The organism is Brevibacterium sanguinis (assembly GCF_003315415.1).
GTDB lineage: Bacteria > Actinomycetota > Actinomycetes > Actinomycetales > Brevibacteriaceae > Brevibacterium > Brevibacterium celere_A.
The window spans coordinates 1-18,913 of sequence record NZ_QNSB01000014.1 but is presented as its reverse complement, the minus strand read 5'-3'; the positions used below and the strand labels follow the sequence as shown (position 1 = coordinate 18,913).

The window sequence follows — 18,913 nt, the reverse complement described above, 5'->3', positions numbered from 1 at the left end:
AAGATGCCCGTATTCCCTTCAAGGAGGCGACATGGCCATCAGCAGTGAGCTCGAACAACTGTTAGCCGGTTGGATACCTCGGCAGCCCTGGTTCCCCAAACTCGCTGCGGACTTCGGGACCGACCCCGACATCACCCCGATGTCGGTCGCCCGCGCCTTCACCTACCCCGCCGAGGAGCTCGGCGGTTTCGTCGGCCTCGTCACCGTGATCTCCGTGGGCGACGGGCCCACCCTGCGCCGCCTCAACATCCCCCTGTCCCTGCGCGGTTCCGAGGACCTCCACCTCCGCCACGCCCTCATCGGCCAGGTCGACGACCTCGCCCGCGGCCCTGTCTACGTCTACGACGGACCCGCCGATCCCGTGTTCGTCAACCTCATGGCCGATGCCATCGTCAAGCGCAAGGTCTTCGCCGGCGGGCAGCTGAGCACCGAGTCGCTGCGACACGAGGACGATCGGGACGCGACCGCGGGGAGCCGCCTCGGCGCCCGGCAGACGCCTGCGGGACAGGTCCCTCCCGGACCGATCCCCGCCGGTGACGCCCCGTATCCCGGGGCGACCGAGATCGTCGACCCCGCGGACCTCTCCGCGCCCTTCGACACCGTCGCCGAGGTGGTTCCTCCGAAGCCGTCGAAGGAGGCGCTGGCCACCCCCGCTCCCTCGATCACCGTCCGTCCGATCGAGGTCACGGACTCGGGCGCCAACAAGTCGACCGTGGTCATCCACGACGAGTACGAACCGCTGGAGCTCAGCTTCTTCCGTGTGCTCGAGAACGGGATGCCGGCATCCCTGACCATCCCCGTGCTGCTCACCGAGGCGGGATCGCGCAGCGTTCCCGAGGTCATCGGGTGGAGCTCGGGCCGCTGGTACGACATGTTCGAGGTCACCGAGATGGAGGCGCCGATGGCGCTGCTCTCGCACGTCGACGTCGAGGCCGAGCCCGCATGGCGGGAAGCCGTCGACATCGTCTGTGCCGTCGACTCGGGGTCGATCGGCGGCTACAACGCCCAGGCGGCGGAGATGGGCCGGAGGATCGGGGAGCTGCACGCGGACCTCGCCGCCGAATTCGGCATCGTCGAGGGCACCGGGGAGCCGACGAAGCAGCTCGTCGAGAAGTGGACCCAGCGCGTCGACTGGGCGCTCGGCCGAGCACCGCTGGCCCTGGATTCCCTGGTCCCCGAGCTGCGCCGGCACCGGGCGAAGCTGCTGGCGCTGGAGACCATCGGCAGCCTGCAGAAGATCCATGGGGAGCTCACCCTCGACCACGTCGTGAGCTCGCCGACGGACGGCTACACCGTCGTGAAGTTCAGCGACTCCGCGAACTCCGACCCCAGGCCTCCCGCCCTCGACCTCGTCGCCCTGCTGCGCAGCGTCGACTACGCGGCCGGGTTCGCCCGCCTCCAGAGGACCGGTGAGCTGGACTCCGATGACGGCGGTCTGGTCGTCAACGGCTTCGGCAGCAGCCCGGAGTCGCTGCGGGCGATCTACGATTCCCCGGAGTTCCTCTGGGCCTCCCAGGTCCAGAACTCCCTGCTCAGCGGGTACTCGCGGGCCCGCGGAGAATCCATCGGACTCGGCGACTCGGTGCTGAGGGCGGCCCTGATCGACCGGCTGCTCGTCGAGGTCGTCACGGAGCTGCGCAACCGGCCGACGTGGCTCTCCGTCCCCCTGGCCACTCTGACCCTGGTGCTCAAGGGCAAGCCCGCCCGTGCGAGCGACGAACCGACCGAGGCCGAGCTGACGGTGCCCGGGCCGGACGACGGAGAGGCGAACTCTGAGGATGCGCGGTCCGAGGAGACGACGGGTGACTCGGAGTCGGCCGCCGGGAAGGGTGAGCCGGAATCGACGTCGGATCGGGCCTCGGACGAGAAATCTTCCGCCGGAAAGCCGTCGGCAGACAGGCCCGCTGGAGAGGAATCGTCGACGTCGGGTGCCGCTGACGGCAAGGCCGCGGAAGCCGACGGCATGGCCGGGGAAGCCGAGCTCGACGACGAGCCTGACGACGACGTCGTCTCCACTCGAGTGCCGGCGACCTTCGCGGCCCGGGGTGCCGCGCCCAGGGACGCTGATTCGAACGGACGACGTGCCTCGATGCCCGGCCGGGAGAAGGATCCCGCGGATGATCCGAACCGGGGTCGAGAGGCGAAGGACTCGTGAGGCCCATCGCGTCGAACGTCTGATGGTCACCGCATCTCGTCAGGTGCCTGATCACCCGCTCAGGCGATTAGCGCAACGAGTATCGCTGTGAGAAACTGTTGTGGCTCAGCCGGTGCTGGGCAGGCCGGGTTCGACTCGAACCATGGGAAGCGTGTCTGAGCGGCCGAAAGAGATGGTCTTGAAAACCATTGTGCGGCAACCCCGCACCGTGGGTTCGAATCCCACCGCTTCCGCCAAAGTATGAGGTCCTCACGATCCAGGAAATCGCCTGGACCGTGAGGACCTCATCGTTCTTGCGGCGTCACTCACAGCGAAGCTCGTCGGTCACGAGTTCGAGAATCTCACTCAAGAGTTCGGCCGATCTGCCAAGCGCCGGCGGGAAGCAGAACGGCCGAACTCTTGAGTGACGAGGGTGACGCCACGGTCACACCGACTCCTTCTCCTCACGCTCCTCGACGGGCGGCTCCGACATCGCGGCATCCGCCTCGGGGTCGTCGAAGCTGCGGACCGTGCGCCGGAATCCGCGGGTGAGCACGGCGAGGTAGACGACTCCGATGGCGAGCCAGATCAGTCCGCCGGTGAGGGCGATTCCCTGCAGGCTCGACCACAGGATCCCGGTGAGGATCGCGCCGATACTCGGCATGACGACGTAGTGGAACGCCGACTTGGCGTCGACGACCTGTCGGGTCCGGAAAGCGTAGTGGGCGATCACCGTGAGGTTGACGAACGTGAACGCGATGAGCGCACCGAAATTGATGAGCGCCGAGATGAACTCGAGGCTGAACGTCATCGCGAACAGGCACACGGCGCCGACGAGCACGATGTTGAACACCGGGGTGTGCGTGCGCGGGTTGATGTAGCCGAACGTCTTGCGCGGGAGCACTCCGTTGCGCCCCATGACGAGAAGCATCCTCGACACCGACGCATGCGAGGCCAGACCCGAGGCGACGGTGGCGGCGAATGCCGCGGCGAGGAAGAACAGCTGGAAGATCGGTCCGCCGGTGATGAGGCCGATCTCCGGCAGCGGATCGTCGATGAGGTGGAACTGAGAGTTGTCCGGGAAGAGCAGCTGGGCGAAGTACGCGGCGACGAGGAAGATCGCGCCTCCGGCGAGGACGGTGATCATGATGGCCTTGGGCATCGTGTTCACGGACTTCGCCTCGTTGGTGTACATCGTCACCGCGTCGAAGCCGATGAACGAGAAGCAGACGACCGTCGCCCCGGTGAGCACGGCGGACATGTGCACGCCCTCGTGGACGAACGGCTCGGCGCTGAGGATGACCCCCGCGCCCTCGCCGGCCTGGAGCTGGAAGAAGGCGAGGACGCAGAACATCGTCACCATGACCAGCGCGAAGACGAGCAAGATGCCGTTGAGGTTCGCCGTTCCCCGCATCGAGGTGAGCACGATGCCGGTCATGATCACGGTGTAGGCGACGACCCAGATCCAGACCGGGGCGTCGGGCACCATCGATTCCATGTAGAGGCGGATGATCAGGCAGTTGACCATCGGCAGCAGGAGGTAGTCCATGAGCGAGGTCCACCCGACGAGGAATCCCAGCCCCGGCGTCATGGTCTCGCGGGTGTAGGTGTAGGCGGAGCCCGCCGTCGGGAAGACCTTGACCATCTTCCCGTAGCTGAATGCCGTGAACACCATGACGATGAGCGCTACCAGGTAGGCGGCAGGCACTGCTCCGTTCGTCTCGTCCGAAACGATTCCGAAGGTGTCGAAGACGACCGTCGGCGTCATGTATCCGAGCCCGAGTCCGACGATGGACCACAGTCCGAGGTTGCGCTTCAGCGTGCCTGAACCAGCCATATCAATCCTCCCCAATGAGTCTGAATGTGTCTCGTGCCGGTCCTCCGACGTCGAGAGCAGAATGTGATCTGCCTCCCAGACAATAATCCACCGATGCGGAAAGCGAAACTCCGAAGACGGATCGAGATGAGAAGGTGACCAAACCCGGGACCGGCGCGACGGAATCAGTGGCGATGGTTGCGGTAAACGAAATCTCACCGAGGTGGTGCCCGCGGATCCGTGCAGGCGGCCGTCTCTCTGTGCAGAACGACCCTTCAGTAATATGCCGGCCCCGGGTAGGTTGACGGAAGAGGACCGAACGACGGAAGTCGACCCAACGACACGGAAGGTGGACCAATCGATGGCGATCGAGGCACTGAGCCCGCAGCAGTCCCAGGCGTGGAAGGACCGGATCCTGCCCGAGGTGGAGTCCGTCGCCGACGGCGTGTGGGCGATCCCGGTGCCCATCCCCGACAACCCTCTCGTCTACACCTACTCCTATGCGATCGCCGACGGTCCGGGAGTCGTCCTCATCGATGCCGGCTGGGACGGCGCGGAGCAGTTCGGGGCGCTCACCTCGGCGCTGGGATCCCTGGGGTTCGCGGTCACCGACATCCGCGGCATCGCGATCACGCACTACCACCGCGACCATGTCGGGCTGGTCCCGGCGCTGCTGCGAGCGCATCCGGACATGTGGGTCGCGATGCACGGGGAGGACGTCCGGGCGCTCGAGCGCTTCGCGTCCAAGACCGTCGACCTGGGCACCGGAATCGACCCGGGGATCAACATCGCCCGCGCCTACGGTGTTCCCGAGGAGCGCTGGGCGGAGATCGAGAGCCTGCAGCTCGGCGGTCGTTCGGGCGGAAGCCTCGTCGACCTGCGGCTCGACGGGCTGCCGGAGGGACTGCTCGTCCTCGGCGACGGCGACGACCTGCCGGTCGACGCCGGCTCCATCCGGTCGCTGTGGACTCCGGGCCACACCTACGGCCATTCCGTCTTCGTCCGCGACGAGGACGGGCTGCTCTTCTCCGGTGACCATGTGCTGCCGACGATCACCCCGAACATCGGCCTCGACAGCGCCGCGATCACGCACAGCCTCGGCGACTACCTCGGGTCCCTGGAGAAGATCAGCGCGCTGGCCCCAGACATCTCCGTGCTGCCCGCGCACGGGTTCCGCTTCCGCGGCCTCCACGACCGCACGCGCGAGCTCGTCGACCATCATGAGGAGCGACTCGACGAGATCCGCTCCCGCCTGGACGAGACCGACGACCACCGCGTCTACTCGATCGCCCAGGGACTTCGGTGGTCGCGCGGCTTCGAGGAGCTCCACCGCTTCAACCTCTTCGCCGCCCTGGCCGAGACCGCCGCCCACATGCACTACCTGGGGCTCGAGGTCGGGGTGGGAGCGCTCGCCGGACGCTGAGCCCGCGGGCGCCGGACGCCGAACCCGGGCTACTGTGGACCGTGACGGTCGAGTCGAGACGAGGAGAAGCGCATGACCACGACGGAGTTCCGTCCCGCGGCATCGATCGAGCCCGAGGTGTTCACGGTCCGGGCCGCCGACCACCGGGAGCGCGGGCACCTCCGCGGCAGTCGGCTGCGCGACGGTGTGGCCCGGACCCTCGCCGGTTACCAGCGGTACTTCGGGCACCTGCAGATCGCCGAGGCGGACGTCCGCGACGCGGCTGCGGCGAGTCTCGAGGCCCTGCGGGCCTGGGACCTCGACGCGCTCGAGGAGATCGAGGCGATCGCGGCAGGTGCCGACATCACCGTCATCGACCTCATGACGATCATCGCCCGCACGGAGATCATGACCCTGGCGCCGATCGCCCCGACGGAATGCTCGACGGTCAGCTTCTCCCGGCCCGGATCGTCGCTGGCCGCGCAGAACTGGGACTGGGTCGCCGACTTCTCCACGCTGTGGCACATCCACGACGTGGGCGGCGTCGGGGATGGAGAGTCGGGCGGGCCGTCTCGCCCGGACCGGGGATCGTCGCCGTCGGCCGATTCCGGACGGCAGCTGCGCCACATCGGCTTCGCGGAGTACGGGATGCTCGGCAAGGTGGGCCTTAACGAGGCCGGCGTCGGAGTCCTCCTCAACATCCTCAAGCACGAGGGAGATGCGCCCGGCGGAGTGCCGATCCACATGGTGCTCGAACGGGTGCTGTCGAGAGCGACCACGCTCGCCGAGGCGCTGGCGATCGTCCACTCGGCCCCGACGACATCCTCGTCGGTCATCACCGTCGTCACCGCCGACGAAGCGGTGCAGGTGGAGATCGCGAACGCGCAGAAGCGCGAACGTCGCGGAGAGGGATTCCTCCTGCACACGAATCATTTCCTGCACCCCGACCTGCAGACCGGTGCGCTCGAACTGCGTCCGGGATCGACGTCGCGGGCCCGCTGCGACCACCTCGAGACGAGGATCGCCGCCGCCCGGCCGCCCGAGACGACCGCCGATCTCCTCGACATCCTCACCACGGGACCGGGTGAGCCCCCGGTGTGCTGCGCTCCCGAGCCCGGAGCCGTCTACGGGGAGCGCTCGGCCACCCTGGTCACCGTGCAGCTCGATCCCGCGAACCGGACGATCGAACTGGCACCGGGCTCACCGGCCGACGGACTGACCGGCAACCGCCGCTTCACCCTCTGACGCCGGCCCGACGGTCGTCGGTCACCCGCCCCGTCGGTCGCCGGCGGCCCGACGCGTCAGCGGTCCTCCGCGACACTCTCCTCCGCGGCCCGCTCCTTCGCCTCGGCCTCCTCGGTGCGCATCGCGATGATCGTATCGAGCGCCGAGGCGAGTGACTCGGAGTCGTCGAGCGCCGTCTGCGCCAGCTTCCAGGGGACGATGTCGAGGTTCTGCTCGCCGACCGTGAATCGAATGTAGGGCTGCTTGTGCCGGGGGTCGTCGGCGTCGACGTCCGAGCCGTAGCGCCACTGTCCGAATCCGTGCCGGCGGATCGTCTCGCCGATGAAGCGCATGGCTCCGGCGACGAAGGGGACCTCGTCCTCGGCCATCATCTCCTCGGGGGAGTCGTAGCGCACCGAGATCTGCCGGCCGAGACGGATCAGGCTCTCCCGGTCGAAGGTCCAGAAGCTCGGTTCGGCCTGCTCCTTCGTCCAGGCGGCGATGCCCGGCTCGACGGTGCCGATGAACCGGGAGAGGAAATCGACCTCTTCCCTGGTCGAGTTCTCCGCCGTCAGCAGGCCGATCGCCAGCCCCGTGCAGGCCCGCTGGGGACCGGAGTCGCCGAGGCCGGCCTTCGCCTTGTCGAGGACCGCGGTGAAGATCGTGCCCGTGCGCTCGTCGACGGCGGTGAGGATGACGGCGACGAGCGGGATCGGCTCACCGCGCAGCGGACCCTCCGCGGAGTCGGGACGGATGAAGGGCATCCCGTTGCCGGTCGTCTCGTCATGGTCCCAGGCGCCGCCGACGGCCCGCAGGTACGTCTCGCCGAGGTAGCGGATGAGTCCCTCGGTGAAGCGACGGTTCTCCTCGGCGACCACCTCGGCGGTGGTGGAGAACCGGGAGAGCACGAAGTGCTCGATCATCGGCAGCGACTCGGGGCTGAGGTCCTTGGGGAAGCGCGCCTGCGTCCCGTCCTCCTGCGCGACCGATTCCGGGAGGTCGGCGAGGATGAACGCGCCGAGGCGGACGTCCATGTTGGACAGGAAGGCTGCGTACTCGCGTTGACGTTCACTCACCTCATCCACCCTAGTGCCTGCACGGTCAGCTCCGGGCGCAGGAGTCGTCGGGGAACTCGATGAGGGCCATGAGGATCGCGACGGTCGGCCGCGGGTCGAGCTCGATCCGCTCATCCAGGGCCTTGCCGGCGGCGGCCTGCAGGGAGGTCTGCGAGTGGATCGCCGTGAGGACCACGAGCAGATCCGCGAGCGGGATCGTCGTCCTCGCCCGCACGGCCTCGAGCGCGGTGGTGACCAGGGACTCGAGGCGAGTGAACTGGCGGGCGCCGAGCTCCTCGAAGCGCTCCTGCAGGTGCGGCACGCGCAGGCAGTAGAGCTCGATCTCGTGTTCGGCGATCGTCTCGGCCACCGTCTCCCGCTTCTCGCTGAAGATGTCGTCGATGAACGTCGTCAGCAGGGACTCGATGTCGGAGTGATCGGCCTCGCCCAGCTCGGTCCGCCATCGGCTGATCGTGCGGTCGAGGCGGTCGAGCGTCTCCTTGGTCCGCTGTTCGATCGTCGCGAGGACGAGGTCGTCGCGGCTGGAGAAGTTCGAGTAGAACGCCCCGCGGGTGAAGCCGGCGGCCTCGCAGATCTCCTCGATCGACGCCCCGTCGATCCCCTTGACCGCGAACACCGAGATGCCCGCCTCCACCAGGGTGGATCGGGTCTGGCGGCGCCGCGCGCTGAGGTTCTCGGGTGTCGTGGGATTCATGGTCGCTCCAGGGAGAGTGTAGCCGCCGCCATTTGCATCGACGGCTCCGGCCGGGTAAGAATACAATACTGTATCGGATACAGATCTGTATCGAAACCGACTCGAAACCGCATCGGGGTCTGCTGTGTCACCGTTCCTCTACGCCCTCGGCCGGCGCGCCTACCGTGCCCCACTGCGCTTCATCACCGGCTGGCTCGTCATCCTCGCCCTCGTCGCCGGCGGCGTCGCGCTCTTCGCCAAGGACTTCGACGACGACTTCACCCTGCCCGGTTCCGAGGCCCAGACCGCGCTCGACTCGATGCGCGCGACCTTCCCGTCCGCCGCGGGCGTGTCGGCGACGGTCATCGTCGTCGCCGCCGACGGCGCGAGCGTCGAGGACCCCGACTACCGCGACGCGATCGAGGACACGGTCGAGCGCCTCGGCGATCTTCCCCATGTCGAGGCCGTGACCTCGCCCTTCGACGAGATGGTCAGGGGCTCCATCAGCGACGACGCGTCGGCGGCGCTCATCTCGGTCCAGTACGACGGCAGCCAGCAGGACGTCGGCGAGGACGCCCCCGAGAAGCTCCTCGGGGAGCTCGACCAGACCCGCGACGCACTCCCCGGGGCCCAGGTCGACGCCGGGGGCGAGCTGTTCCAGATCACCGGCGTCCACGTCTCCTGGGTGGAGGGCATCGGCGTCGTCATCGCCTTCATCGTCCTCCTGCTCACCCTCGGGTCGTTCCGCGCTGCGGGGATGCCGCTGCTCACCGCTCTCATCGGCGTCGCGATCTCCGTCCTCCTCGTCGTCGGGGCCACCGCCTTCGGGTCGATCAACTCGACGTCGATCATGCTCGCGCTCATGCTCGGGCTCGCGGTCGGCATCGACTACGCCCTGTTCATCGTCTCCCGCGCCCGCAGCCTCCAGGCCGAGGGGCACGATCCCCTCGAGGCCGCTGCCCGGGCGACCGCGACCGCGGGCTCGGCCGTCATCTTCGCCGGGATGACCGTGATGATCGCCCTCCTCGGACTCTCGCTGGCCGGCATCCCCTTCCTCACGGTCATGGGCATCGCCGCCTCGGGTGCGGTGGCCGTGGCCGTGCTCATCGCCCTGACGATGATCCCCGCCCTGCTCGGGCTGGCCAAGGACCGGATCCGCCCGCGCCCCCGTCGTTCCCGCCGGGCCTCCGCCGAGGCGACCGCCGCCGGCACCGACCCGCGCGGTGCCGTACCCGCCGAGGCGACCGCTCCGGTCCGCCCGACGCTCATGGACCGCTTCTTCCGCGGCTGGCTGAAGGCCGTGACGAAGGCGCCGGTGCTGACGATCCTCCTCATCGTCGGCGGGCTGTCCCTCTTCGCGGCCCCGGCCGGGCAGCTCCAGCTCTCCCTGCCCGACGCCGGCAGCCAGGAGAAGGGCACTCCGGCGCGCACGACCTTCGACCTCATCGACGAGCACTTCGGCCCCGGCTTCAACGGACCGCTGATCATGACCAGTGAGATCGTCACCTCCGACGATCCCCTCGGCGACGTCGAGAGGATCGAGGACCGCATCGCAGCGGACCCGGGCGTCTCCGAGATCGTGCTCGCCACTCCCAACGAGGACGCGACGAGCGCCCTGTTCCAGATCATCCCGACGACGAGCTCCGCGGACCCGCACACCCTCGAGACCGTCGAGCGGCTGCGCGCGATCGGCGCCGAGGTGGAGGACGAGTACGGGTTCCCCACCGCGGTGACGGGAGCCACGGCGATCCAGATCGACGTCTCCGACCGCCTCGGCGAGGCCCTGCTTCCCTTCGGCGTCTTCGTCGTCGGTCTGTCGATCATCCTGCTCACGATCGTCTTCCGCTCCATCGCGGTGCCGCTCAAGGCGACGGGCGGGTTCCTGCTCAGCGTCATCGCCTCGTTCGGGGCCGTCGTCCTCGTCTTCCACGACGGGTTCCTGGCCGGGCCGCTGGGACTCGACCAGACGGGACCCGTGATCAGCTTCCTGCCGATCATCGTCATGGGGATCCTCTTCGGGCTGGCGATGGACTACGAGGTGTTCCTCGTCTCCGGGATGCGCGAGGCCTATGTCCACGGCGCGAGCGCGCGGGAGGCGATCTCGATCGGCTATCGCGGATCGGCCCGCGTCGTCACCGCGGCCGCCGTCATCATGTTCTCCGTCTTCGCCGCGTTCGTCCCCGCGGGGGAGCCGATCATCAAGTCCATCGCGCTCGCGCTCGCCTTCGGGATCTTCGTCGACGCCTTCCTCGTGCGCATGTCGCTGGTCCCGGCGATCATGGCGCTGCTCGGGGAGAAGGCGTGGTGGCTGCCGCGCTGGCTCGATCGCCGACTGCCCCAGCTCGACGTCGAGGGCGAGGGCCTCGCCCACGAGGTCGCGCTGCGGGACTGGCCGCAGCCAGACTCCCCGTATCGGGTCTACGCCCAGGGCATCGGCGTGAGCGCGGACATGGGCGATGAGCGGCGCGGCTTCGCCGGCGTCGACCTCGCCCTGCTGCCCGGTCAGCTCCTCGTCGTCACCGGCTCGGCCCGGACCGCCCTCCTGCTGGCGGTCTCCGGCCGCCTGCCGCTGAGCACCGGCGAGATGAAGATCGGGCAGTCGGTGCTGCCCGAGCACGCCGGACGGGTGCGCCGCAGCGTGCCCTACCTGAGCAGGGGCGCCCTCGACGAGCGGACCTGGGTGCGGGAGATCTCCCGGGTCGCCGCCTCCGCGCCCGACCTCCTCGTCATCGACGCGACGGGCCTCGACGGGCGCAGCGCCGCAGCGGGCCTCGACGGGCGCAGCGCCGCAGCGGGCCTCGGCGAGCGCCTCGCGGAGCTCATCGCCGAGGTGCGCGCCGCAGGCGGAGCCGTCGTCCTCGGACTCGCCGACGCTCCGGACCTGACTGTGTCCGGGGTGCTCGACGACGGCTTCCACCTCGACCTCGACCAAACGACGAACAGCGGACAACTGGAAGGTGCACAGCCGTGAGACTCGAACGTGCGAACTCGAAGCGACCCGTCACCTGGGTCTCGTTCCTCGGCCTGGTGCTCATCCCAATCATCGTCGCCGCCGGATTCATCCTCGCCACATGGAAGAGCGGCGACCGGCTCGACTCGATCGACGCCGCGATCGTCAACGCCGACGAGGGCGCCGAGGTGGACGGGCAGACCGTGCCGCTGGGCCGGCAGCTGACCAGCGGCCTCGTCTCCGAGGAGGACACGGCGATCAACTGGGAGATCACCGACGCCGAGACCGCGGAGCAGGGACTCGCCGACGGCACGTTCGCCGCGGCCCTGACCATCCCGGAGGGCTTCTCCCGGGCCGTGACGTCGGTCGAGGACGCCTCGACGGCCACGCAGACCCGCATCGACGTCGACGTCTCCGAGGTCGCACCGGCCGCGGACACCCTGATCTCACAGGCGATCGCCGAGGCGGCGCGGACGACGTTCAACACCGAGATGACGAAGACCTACCTCGACAGCATCTACGTCGGCTTCAACGAGATGGGCACGCAGATGCGCGACCTCGGTGAGGCCGCCGGCGAGCTCGAGAAGGGGACCGACGAGCTCTCCCGGGGAACTTCCGAGGCCGCCACCGGCGCGGGAGAGCTCGCGGCGGGCATGACCGAACTCGACACGGCCGGAGGTGAGCTCGCCACCGGAGCCGGGGACCTCGAGTCCGGGGTCGGCGACCTCGCCGCCGGGACCTCGGAACTGGCAACCGGCCTCGACGAGGCGGCGACCGGGACGAAGGACCTGCCCGAGAGCACGGACAAGCTCGCCGACGGCGCCGACGAGCTGTCGACGGGAGTCGACGAGTACACGAAGTCCATCGACGAGATCATCGAGGGATTCGCCGGCTCCGGTGACACCGGAGGCGGGGACCTCGGACAGGTCGTCGACGGCGCGCAGGGACTCTCCCGGGGACTCCACGACTACCGCGACGGACTCGTGCGGAACGCCGACGACGCCCGGACCCTCATGAACAGCGGTCAGGTCACCGGACTCGACTCACTCGTCGACGCCGGTCTGCTCACCTCCGGAGAGGCGAAGCAGGTCCGCGCCCAGCTGTGCCCCGAGGGCACCCCGGCCGAGACCTGCGCGGGACTCGAGCGCGCCTATGCCACGGGACTGCTCGGCGGGACCTCCGGAGCGCTCGACCAGGCCGCGGCAGGCCTCGAGGAGGAGCGCGACGGCGTCTCCCTGCTCAGCGGGATCGAGGAGCTGGCCACCGGACTCGAGGATGGACTCGGGGAGCTGACCGAGGGGATGGAGAGCATCGCGGACAACGCCGATGAGCTGCTCGAGGCCTCCCAGGGCCTGCGCTCCGGAGCCGCCTCGGTCGCCGAGGGCAACCGGCAGCTGGCCGACGGAATGCCCGGACTGGCCGACGGCATCGCGCAGGCCGCCGAGGGATCGGCCCAGCTCGACGAGGGCGCGGGACAGCTCTCCGACGGGATGGGCGAGTTCCGAGACGGACTCGACCAGTACGTGGCCGGGGTCTCGAGCGCGACGACCGGCACCGGAGACCTCGCCACCGGGCTGACGGCCCTGTCGGACGGGACCACGGAGCTCGACGAGGGGATGGGCACGTTCTCCGAGGGCGTGCAGAAGGGCGCCGAGGAGGTGCCGTCCTACACGGCGCCCGAACGCGACACCCTCGCCGAGGTGGTCTCCTCGTCCATCGAGTCGCCCGACGACCGCGGAGTGCCCGACCTGCTCCAGGGAACGACGATCGCACTGCTCATCATGCTCGCCCTGTGGATCGGCGGCATCGTCACCTACACGGTGCTCAGGCCCGTCCAGGCGGCGGTCCTGCTGTCGACGGAGTCCTCGCCGGCCATCTGGCTGCGCGGGCTCGCCCCAGGCCTCCTCGTCGGGGCGGTGCAGGCGGTCGTCCTCAGCTCCCTGGCGACGACGGTGCTCGACGTGGACACGACCCAGGCGGTGCGGATCGTGCTCCTCACCTTCGCCTCGGCGCTCGTCTTCATGATCTTCAACTTCGCCCTCGTCGCGTGGCTCGGGGGAGTCGGGCGGTTCGTCTCGGTCATCGCCCTCGTGCTCGCCGTCGCCGGCCGCACGATCGGCGCCGTGCCGGAGTTCTTCGCCGCGGTCGCCCCGCTCCTGCCCCTGACGCCGGCGATGAACGGGTTCGCCGCGATCGCGGGGGGCACGACCGGTGCGGGGGCGGCCTGTGCGGGTCTGCTCGCCTGGGCGGTCATCGGAGGCGTCGCCTCGCTGCTGGCGATCGTGCGGGCCCGGACGACGAAGCCCGAGGTCGCGCTCGCGATGGCCTGAACCGGAGGGTCGCCGCGTCAGCCGAGGAGGTCGAGGATCGCCTCGGCGGCGGCATGCGAGTCCGCGAGGGTCGTCGCGTCCGAGTGCGGATTCGCGGCGATCGCCAGTCCCCACTGCACGGAGGACAGCTGCAGGGACAGGGCGAAGCGGCGCGGATGCACCGTACCCTCGGCGTCGATCGTCCGGTACGGCCGCGGAGTCAGCGCCAGTCCGTTGAGCAGCTTCTGCCGGCCGTCGTCGAGCGTGAGCCTCGCGGCCGTGAGCTGCCCGCGCTCGAGCATCCCGTGGATGAGGACGTCGGCGGCGCGGGTGACGGAGTTCGTCGGGGACGCCGCATCGATGACGACGCTGCCGGCGATCTCCCCGGACACCGCCGCCGAGGTGACCGTGAAGATCTGCGGGAGCGGATCCGCAGGTGCGGTCTCGGGTGAGTCCCTCGCGTCGATGCGCATGTCGGGACCGATGAACCGGACGACTCCCGCCTCGGCGAGGGCGATGAGCTCGGCGATGCGCTGCGGGGGAGGCCCGTCGCAGATGCCGGAGACGAAGCTCTCGAACCAGCCGCAGATCTCCATGTCGACGCTGACCCGATCGATGTGGCCGGCGACGATGAGGTCCTTGAGCAGCAGGCGCGCCTGCCACAGGACGGTGAACAGGGCCTTCTCGGGGCTGCCTGAGGGCCCGGCGATCGAGGCGTGCAGATCGGCGCGGAGGAAGTCGAGCATCCAGTCGTGGAGTGAGCCTGGAGCGCCGGGTTCGCGCGAGTCGAACTCGAGGCCGTCGAGGGGATTGAGCAGGGCGTGCAGGGACATCCGGTGGGCCGGGTCGGGGACGAGCGCCTCCTCGATCTCCGCCCATGCCAGCGCCTCATGGGTGACACGGCCGGGTCGGACGGCCTCGTGCGTGGCGAGACCCGAGCGCACGGTCTCGGTGTCGCGGCGGGAGGACTCATCGGCATCGCGATCCCACCGCGCGGGGGCGGGGGAGCGTCCCGCGGGAGAGTGCGCGTCCGCCTCGGCGTGGGTCTCCTGCCAGGTCCGCCGCGTCAGGTGGCGGGAGACCGCCTCGACGATCGCCTCACGCAGCTGCCCGGGGTCGCCGGCGAAGACCTCGGGGTGCAGCCGTGACAGGGTGCGGTAGTAGGCGAAGCGCAGGTCGGCGAGGATGAGGGGCCACAGCTGGTCGTTGAACCGGGCGCCGGCGCGCGGCCCGTCGTCGAGGTCGGCGAGGTTGGCGAGCTCGGCGACGTTCTCCTTCGTGAAGAAGCGCAGCGGCTCGAACGACCGGGGGTGCTCGTGGGTGATCGGCTTGCTCCGGTAGGGGATGCCGCGCCGGGACCCGAGGAACAGCTGGGGTTCGTCCCCGGAGGCGAGGTAGCGCAGCTCCCCACGCCGGGGACTCGGCTCCTCGCCGGGCACGACGGCCGGGCCCACCCGGTCGCTCGGGCCGTCCTCGACCGGGACGAAGCGCCCGCCCCTCTCATGGGTGAACAGGGTCTGGAGGTCGAAGTAGTTGAGGCCCATGCCGCGGACGATGACACGGCTGCCGGCCGGCACCTCGGCGACGGGAGCCTCGGCGGGCAGCCCCTGGGGGATGTAGAGCCCACCGGCGCGCTGGGCGTAGGCGGCGAGCCGGGCCCGTTCCTCGGTCTGGGTGCTGGGGATGTGCCCGACGGCGAGGACGACGGCCGCCGCGACGATGGTGGTGCCGTCCTCGCAGCGCACGACCTGCGCCGGAGGCGTCTGCGGCGTCGGGGTCTCGTGGCCCGGAACCTCGACCGGGGGCAGGTCGATGACGGATTCGACCCGGGTGGGATGCTCGACGATCTCGACGGACTCCGGGGCCCGGTCCCGGATCAGGGCGTAGGCGTCGCGCAGGTAGCGCCCGTAGAGGGTGCGGCTGGGGAACGTGGAGTCGACGGGTTCGGTCCCGCCCGTGCCGCGGTACCACTCGGCCATCGTCGGCCCCGCGGCCGGGGCGCCGGGATCCATGAACGAGCTGCTGGGGTCGGGGAAGATCGTCTGCTCGGCGATCGTCGTGTTCATGAGCAGGCTCTCGGGCTGGTCCGTGCGCCACACGATGCCCGCCCCCGGTGGGTAGGGGTCGATGAGGTGGACGACGATGTCCGGCCCGTCCCCGCGGTCGGCGGCGAGAGCCACGAGCCGTTCGAGGACGCTGAGCCCACGGGGTCCTGCTCCGATGATGGCGACCGATTGGGGTTCTGCCGCACTCACCCTTCGTCTCCGGAGCCGGGTCCCGGGTAGCCGGGGAACGGGTCGCCCGGCTCATAGCCGTCGGGCAGGCACTTGCCCTCGGCATTGGCCTGACCGGGGTTCTTCGCCGTCGACTCGTCCTCGTTCTCTCCGCCGGGAGCGGCGGTCTGGGAGTCGGCGGGAGCCTCGGCCGCCTGCTCCTCGGTGGCGCTCTCCTCGGCGGTCTGCTCCTCCGTGGTCGCCGGGGCCTCGGTCGCGCCCTCGGCGGGGGCGTTGTCGGACACGCCCGGGCTGGGAGCGGTGGTCTCCGTGCCGTCGGCGGCGTCCTTGAGCTGGTCCTGGATCCAGCTGTGGAGCTCGTCGAAGTCGGGGTTGTAGGTGGGGGTGACGTTGTTGTTAATCTGCACCGAGGTGACCTCGCCCTTCTGCAGGGCGACGGCGAGTTCGATGAAGGCCGGGATCTCGTTCTGGGGGATCGACGTCGCGATGTTGCGCGTCGCCGAGTTCGCGAGCTTCGGATAGGCGATGGCGAGCTCCTGCGGATCGATCTGCTCGATCGTCGTCTTGAGCATGCGCTGCTGACGGCACATCCGGTCGTAGTTGTCGGCGCCCTGCCGGGACCTCACGTACCACAGGGCCTTCTTGCCCTTGAGCGTCTGCGGTCCGGGGTCGATCCAGCCGTTGACCTTGTTCGGGACGCCGTTGATCGACTTCCCGCCGCCCATCGGGATGGGGCGTTCGACATCGATCTTGACCCCGCCGATCGCGTCGACGACGTCCTCGAAGCCGGCCATGTCGACCGAGGCCCAGTAGTCGATGTTCAGGCCCAGGGATCCCTGGACCGCCTGCATGCTCGCGTACATTCCGGGGTCGAGGCCCTTGGTGTCCCCGACGGCGTCCGGATTGTGCTCGGCCCAGTCCCAGACGGAGTTGATGAGGTCGACCGAGGAGTCGCCGGTCGGGCGGAAGCCGTCGGGCCACTGCTCGGCCAGGGGAGTGCCCTCGGGGAAGATCGGGAACGCGAGGTTCCTCGGCACGGAGACGAGCGCGGCGTTGCCCGTGCGGGTGTCGATCGAGGCGACGAGCATCGTGTCGGGGCGGGTGCCCTCGCGGCCCTCGCCGGTGTCGCGGCCCATGAGGAAGACGTTGATGTGGGGCTTGTCGGCCCACAGGTCCTTCGCGTCCTTGACCGAGCCGGTGCTGCTGCCGAAGAGGCTCGACACGGTGTCGCTCTGGACCCGGGCGAACACGGAACCCACTCCGAAGGGGATCCCGATGATGAGGGCGAGGGACACGACGAGGAGCCCGGCGAGCCGGTTCTGCCAGCGCGCGTAGCGATTGCCCTTGCGCAGACCCAGATGGGAGACGACCATGACGGCGATCCAGATGAGACCGACGAGCCCGGCTCCGAGCGCGATGACGTTGAGCAGGGTGGGGTTCGAGACGACGGTGCCGATGGCCTGGACGGGGCCGCGGATGAGCAGGTAGCCGACGACTGCGACGACGGTGAGGATGAAGCCGAGCAGCAGGATCCACCCGAGCCGGTGGAACCGGGTCCGGAGCAGTCCGATGCCCGGCAGCAGGGCGCTCAGGGACGTCCACCCGACGAGGCTGGGGAAGGTCTCCCCGGTCCGTGAGGCGTGGCGCTGCGCGCGGATCGCCGAGGCGGAATGCTCGCGGTCGCGAGGGCGCGAGGTGTCCGTCGCGTCAGTGTCTTCCGCGGCAGCTGACGTTCCTGCGGCGGTTGATGCTCCGGCGGCGGATGCCCCTGCGGCAGCGGATCCTGCTGGGGTCGATCCCGCGCCGGCGGGATCCGCGGATCCGGGTCCTGTTCCGGCTGCCGTTCCAGCCGATCGGCGGGTGGGGGCGCCCTCCTCGGCGGTGGCGGAGCGGGCCGTTGACCTTGGTGTCGGGTGGTCGGATGCAGGGCGCTGCGATTCGGCGCGGCTGAAGACGGGGCGGTACGCCGGCGTGTCCGGACGATCCGCTCCCGGGGTCTCCGGATGTCCCGCGGCTGCCGGGGCCGCCGTTCGCGGCGTCGAGGCGGCCGGGGCTTTGATCGTCGGCGACTGCGGGGTCCTGGAATCCGGCGTGCTGGTCTCCGGCGTGCTGTCGTTGAGGGCTGCGGCCGCGGCGGCTGCCCGGAGCATGCGGGCCTCTCGTCGGGTGCGCGGGGCCACGGGGCGCGGGGTCGGTGCCTTGGGGGCTTCGGCCTCGGCGCGGTTCGGCACTGAATCACCGAACGCGGAACCGGACGGGGTCGACGGAGTGGGTGCCGAGGATCCGGTCGAGGCGGACCGGCCTGCAGAGGAGTCGGACTGGTTCGGATGCTCGTCGCTCGCGGTGGCGTCACCACGGAATCGAGGTCGAGAAGATGCCCTGAGACGGCGACCGGGCGACGCAGACGTGGGGTCGGTCCCCGTCGGCCCGTGCTTGTCAGGCGGGATCTCTGGCAAGTTCTACACTCCTCAACGTTCTCAGCTCATGGTTGCTCGGTGCGCTTGACCACAAGCACAGGGAAGACCTCTGATTGTCGTTGCCAACACTCCTGAGAGCACAAACCGCAGAGCACTACGCGACGATTTTACGCCCGTAGATTGATGAAACCTGGAATCGGCGTGTGCGTCCGCGCAGGAGAGACCCGGCGAAGGCCGGATCGTCGGGGCGCCCGAGCAGCCGGGTCGCTCATTGCCGACCGGCCGAGAGGACCTGATGGGTCGACCGAGGGGACCTCGCGGCTCGGCCGAGAGGACCTGGTGGACGGGGGTGCCAGAGGGCTGCGCTATGACGGTGGCCACGGTCCGCGTCCGCGCTTTGCTCTTCGCCTCCCCTTTCGCATAGGCTGGTACGAGCAGTGAGAACTGCTGATCCGGGATCCACTCCACGAACCGTGGGCGGATCGACTCTGGAGTCGTGGCTGAGCGGCCGAAAGCGTCACCCTGCTAAGGTGAAGTCCCTTGAACTGGGGACCGTGGGTTCAAATCCCACCGGCTCCGCGTTTGTCCTGAGTCGCGACATCGTTGACAGACGATGTCGCGACTTGGGACTTTTTTGTGGGTTCACTCCTGGAATCAGATACCGTCCTGGTTGTCGTG

10 protein-coding genes and 2 tRNA genes are annotated in these 18,913 nt (G+C 69.4%); 7 read left to right on the top strand and 5 right to left on the bottom strand.

Annotation, left to right across the window (positions count from 1 at the left end; genetic code table 11):
* Positions 1-31: 31 nt before the first annotated feature.
* Both DFO65_RS15385 and DFO65_RS15380 read left to right on the top strand, forming a co-directional pair.
* Entirely contained in the window at positions 32-2,155 is a 2,124-nt protein-coding gene (locus DFO65_RS15385; RefSeq protein WP_113905335.1) for a maltokinase N-terminal cap-like domain-containing protein, read from the top strand.
* A gap of 145 nt (positions 2,156-2,300) precedes the next feature.
* Positions 2,301-2,391, top strand: a tRNA-Ser gene (locus DFO65_RS15380).
* Between the two features lie 188 nt (positions 2,392-2,579).
* Here the strand turns inward: DFO65_RS15380 and DFO65_RS15375 are convergent.
* Positions 2,580-3,971 (bottom strand): APC family permease, encoded by a 1,392-nt coding sequence (locus DFO65_RS15375; RefSeq protein WP_113905334.1) that lies wholly within the window; start codon positions 3,969-3,971, stop codon positions 2,580-2,582.
* 340 nt (positions 3,972-4,311) lie between these two features.
* Here DFO65_RS15375 and DFO65_RS15370 point away from each other — a divergent pair, with 340 nt between their 5' ends.
* Both DFO65_RS15370 and DFO65_RS15365 read left to right on the top strand, forming a co-directional pair.
* A complete protein-coding gene (locus DFO65_RS15370; protein WP_113905333.1) occupies positions 4,312-5,373 on the top strand; it encodes an MBL fold metallo-hydrolase in 1,062 nt (353 codons plus the stop codon).
* A 72-nt stretch (positions 5,374-5,445) separates the two neighbouring features.
* Positions 5,446-6,597 (top strand): C45 family autoproteolytic acyltransferase/hydrolase, encoded by a 1,152-nt coding sequence (locus DFO65_RS15365; protein ID WP_113905332.1) that lies wholly within the window; start codon positions 5,446-5,448, stop codon positions 6,595-6,597.
* 56 nt (positions 6,598-6,653) lie between these two features.
* Here DFO65_RS15365 and DFO65_RS15360 read toward each other — a convergent pair whose 3' ends face one another.
* Both DFO65_RS15360 and DFO65_RS15355 read right to left on the bottom strand, forming a co-directional pair.
* Positions 6,654-7,652: a hypothetical protein gene (locus DFO65_RS15360; protein WP_113905331.1), complete on the bottom strand. Its 999-nt coding sequence runs from the start codon at positions 7,650-7,652 to the stop codon at positions 6,654-6,656.
* A 25-nt stretch (positions 7,653-7,677) separates the two neighbouring features.
* On the bottom strand, positions 7,678-8,346 hold the full coding sequence (locus DFO65_RS15355) for a TetR/AcrR family transcriptional regulator (RefSeq protein ID WP_113905330.1): 669 nt from the start codon (positions 8,344-8,346) through the stop codon (positions 7,678-7,680).
* A 124-nt stretch (positions 8,347-8,470) separates the two neighbouring features.
* Here DFO65_RS15355 and DFO65_RS15350 point away from each other — a divergent pair, with 124 nt between their 5' ends.
* Positions 8,471-11,296, top strand: a complete 2,826-nt coding sequence (locus tag DFO65_RS15350; protein WP_113905329.1) for an efflux RND transporter permease subunit — start codon at positions 8,471-8,473, stop codon at positions 11,294-11,296.
* Positions 11,293-13,605 (top strand): YhgE/Pip domain-containing protein, encoded by a 2,313-nt coding sequence (locus DFO65_RS15345; protein WP_113905328.1) that lies wholly within the window; start codon positions 11,293-11,295, stop codon positions 13,603-13,605. Before DFO65_RS15350 ends, DFO65_RS15345 begins: the two co-directional genes overlap by 4 nt.
* A 17-nt stretch (positions 13,606-13,622) precedes the next feature.
* Here the strand turns inward: DFO65_RS15345 and DFO65_RS15340 are convergent, their stop codons facing one another.
* Positions 13,623-15,839, bottom strand: a complete 2,217-nt coding sequence (locus tag DFO65_RS15340) for an FAD/NAD(P)-binding protein (RefSeq protein ID WP_113905327.1) — start codon at positions 15,837-15,839, stop codon at positions 13,623-13,625.
* Complete coding sequence (locus DFO65_RS15335; RefSeq protein ID WP_245940818.1) at positions 15,836-18,049, bottom strand: LCP family glycopolymer transferase; 2,214 nt, start codon at positions 18,047-18,049, stop codon at positions 15,836-15,838. Before DFO65_RS15335 ends, DFO65_RS15340 begins: the two co-directional genes overlap by 4 nt.
* Before the next feature lie 676 nt (positions 18,050-18,725).
* On the opposite strand from DFO65_RS15335, the gene DFO65_RS15330 reads away from it, so the two are divergent.
* Positions 18,726-18,814, top strand: a tRNA-Ser gene (locus DFO65_RS15330).
* Positions 18,815-18,913: the final 99 nt, after the last annotated feature.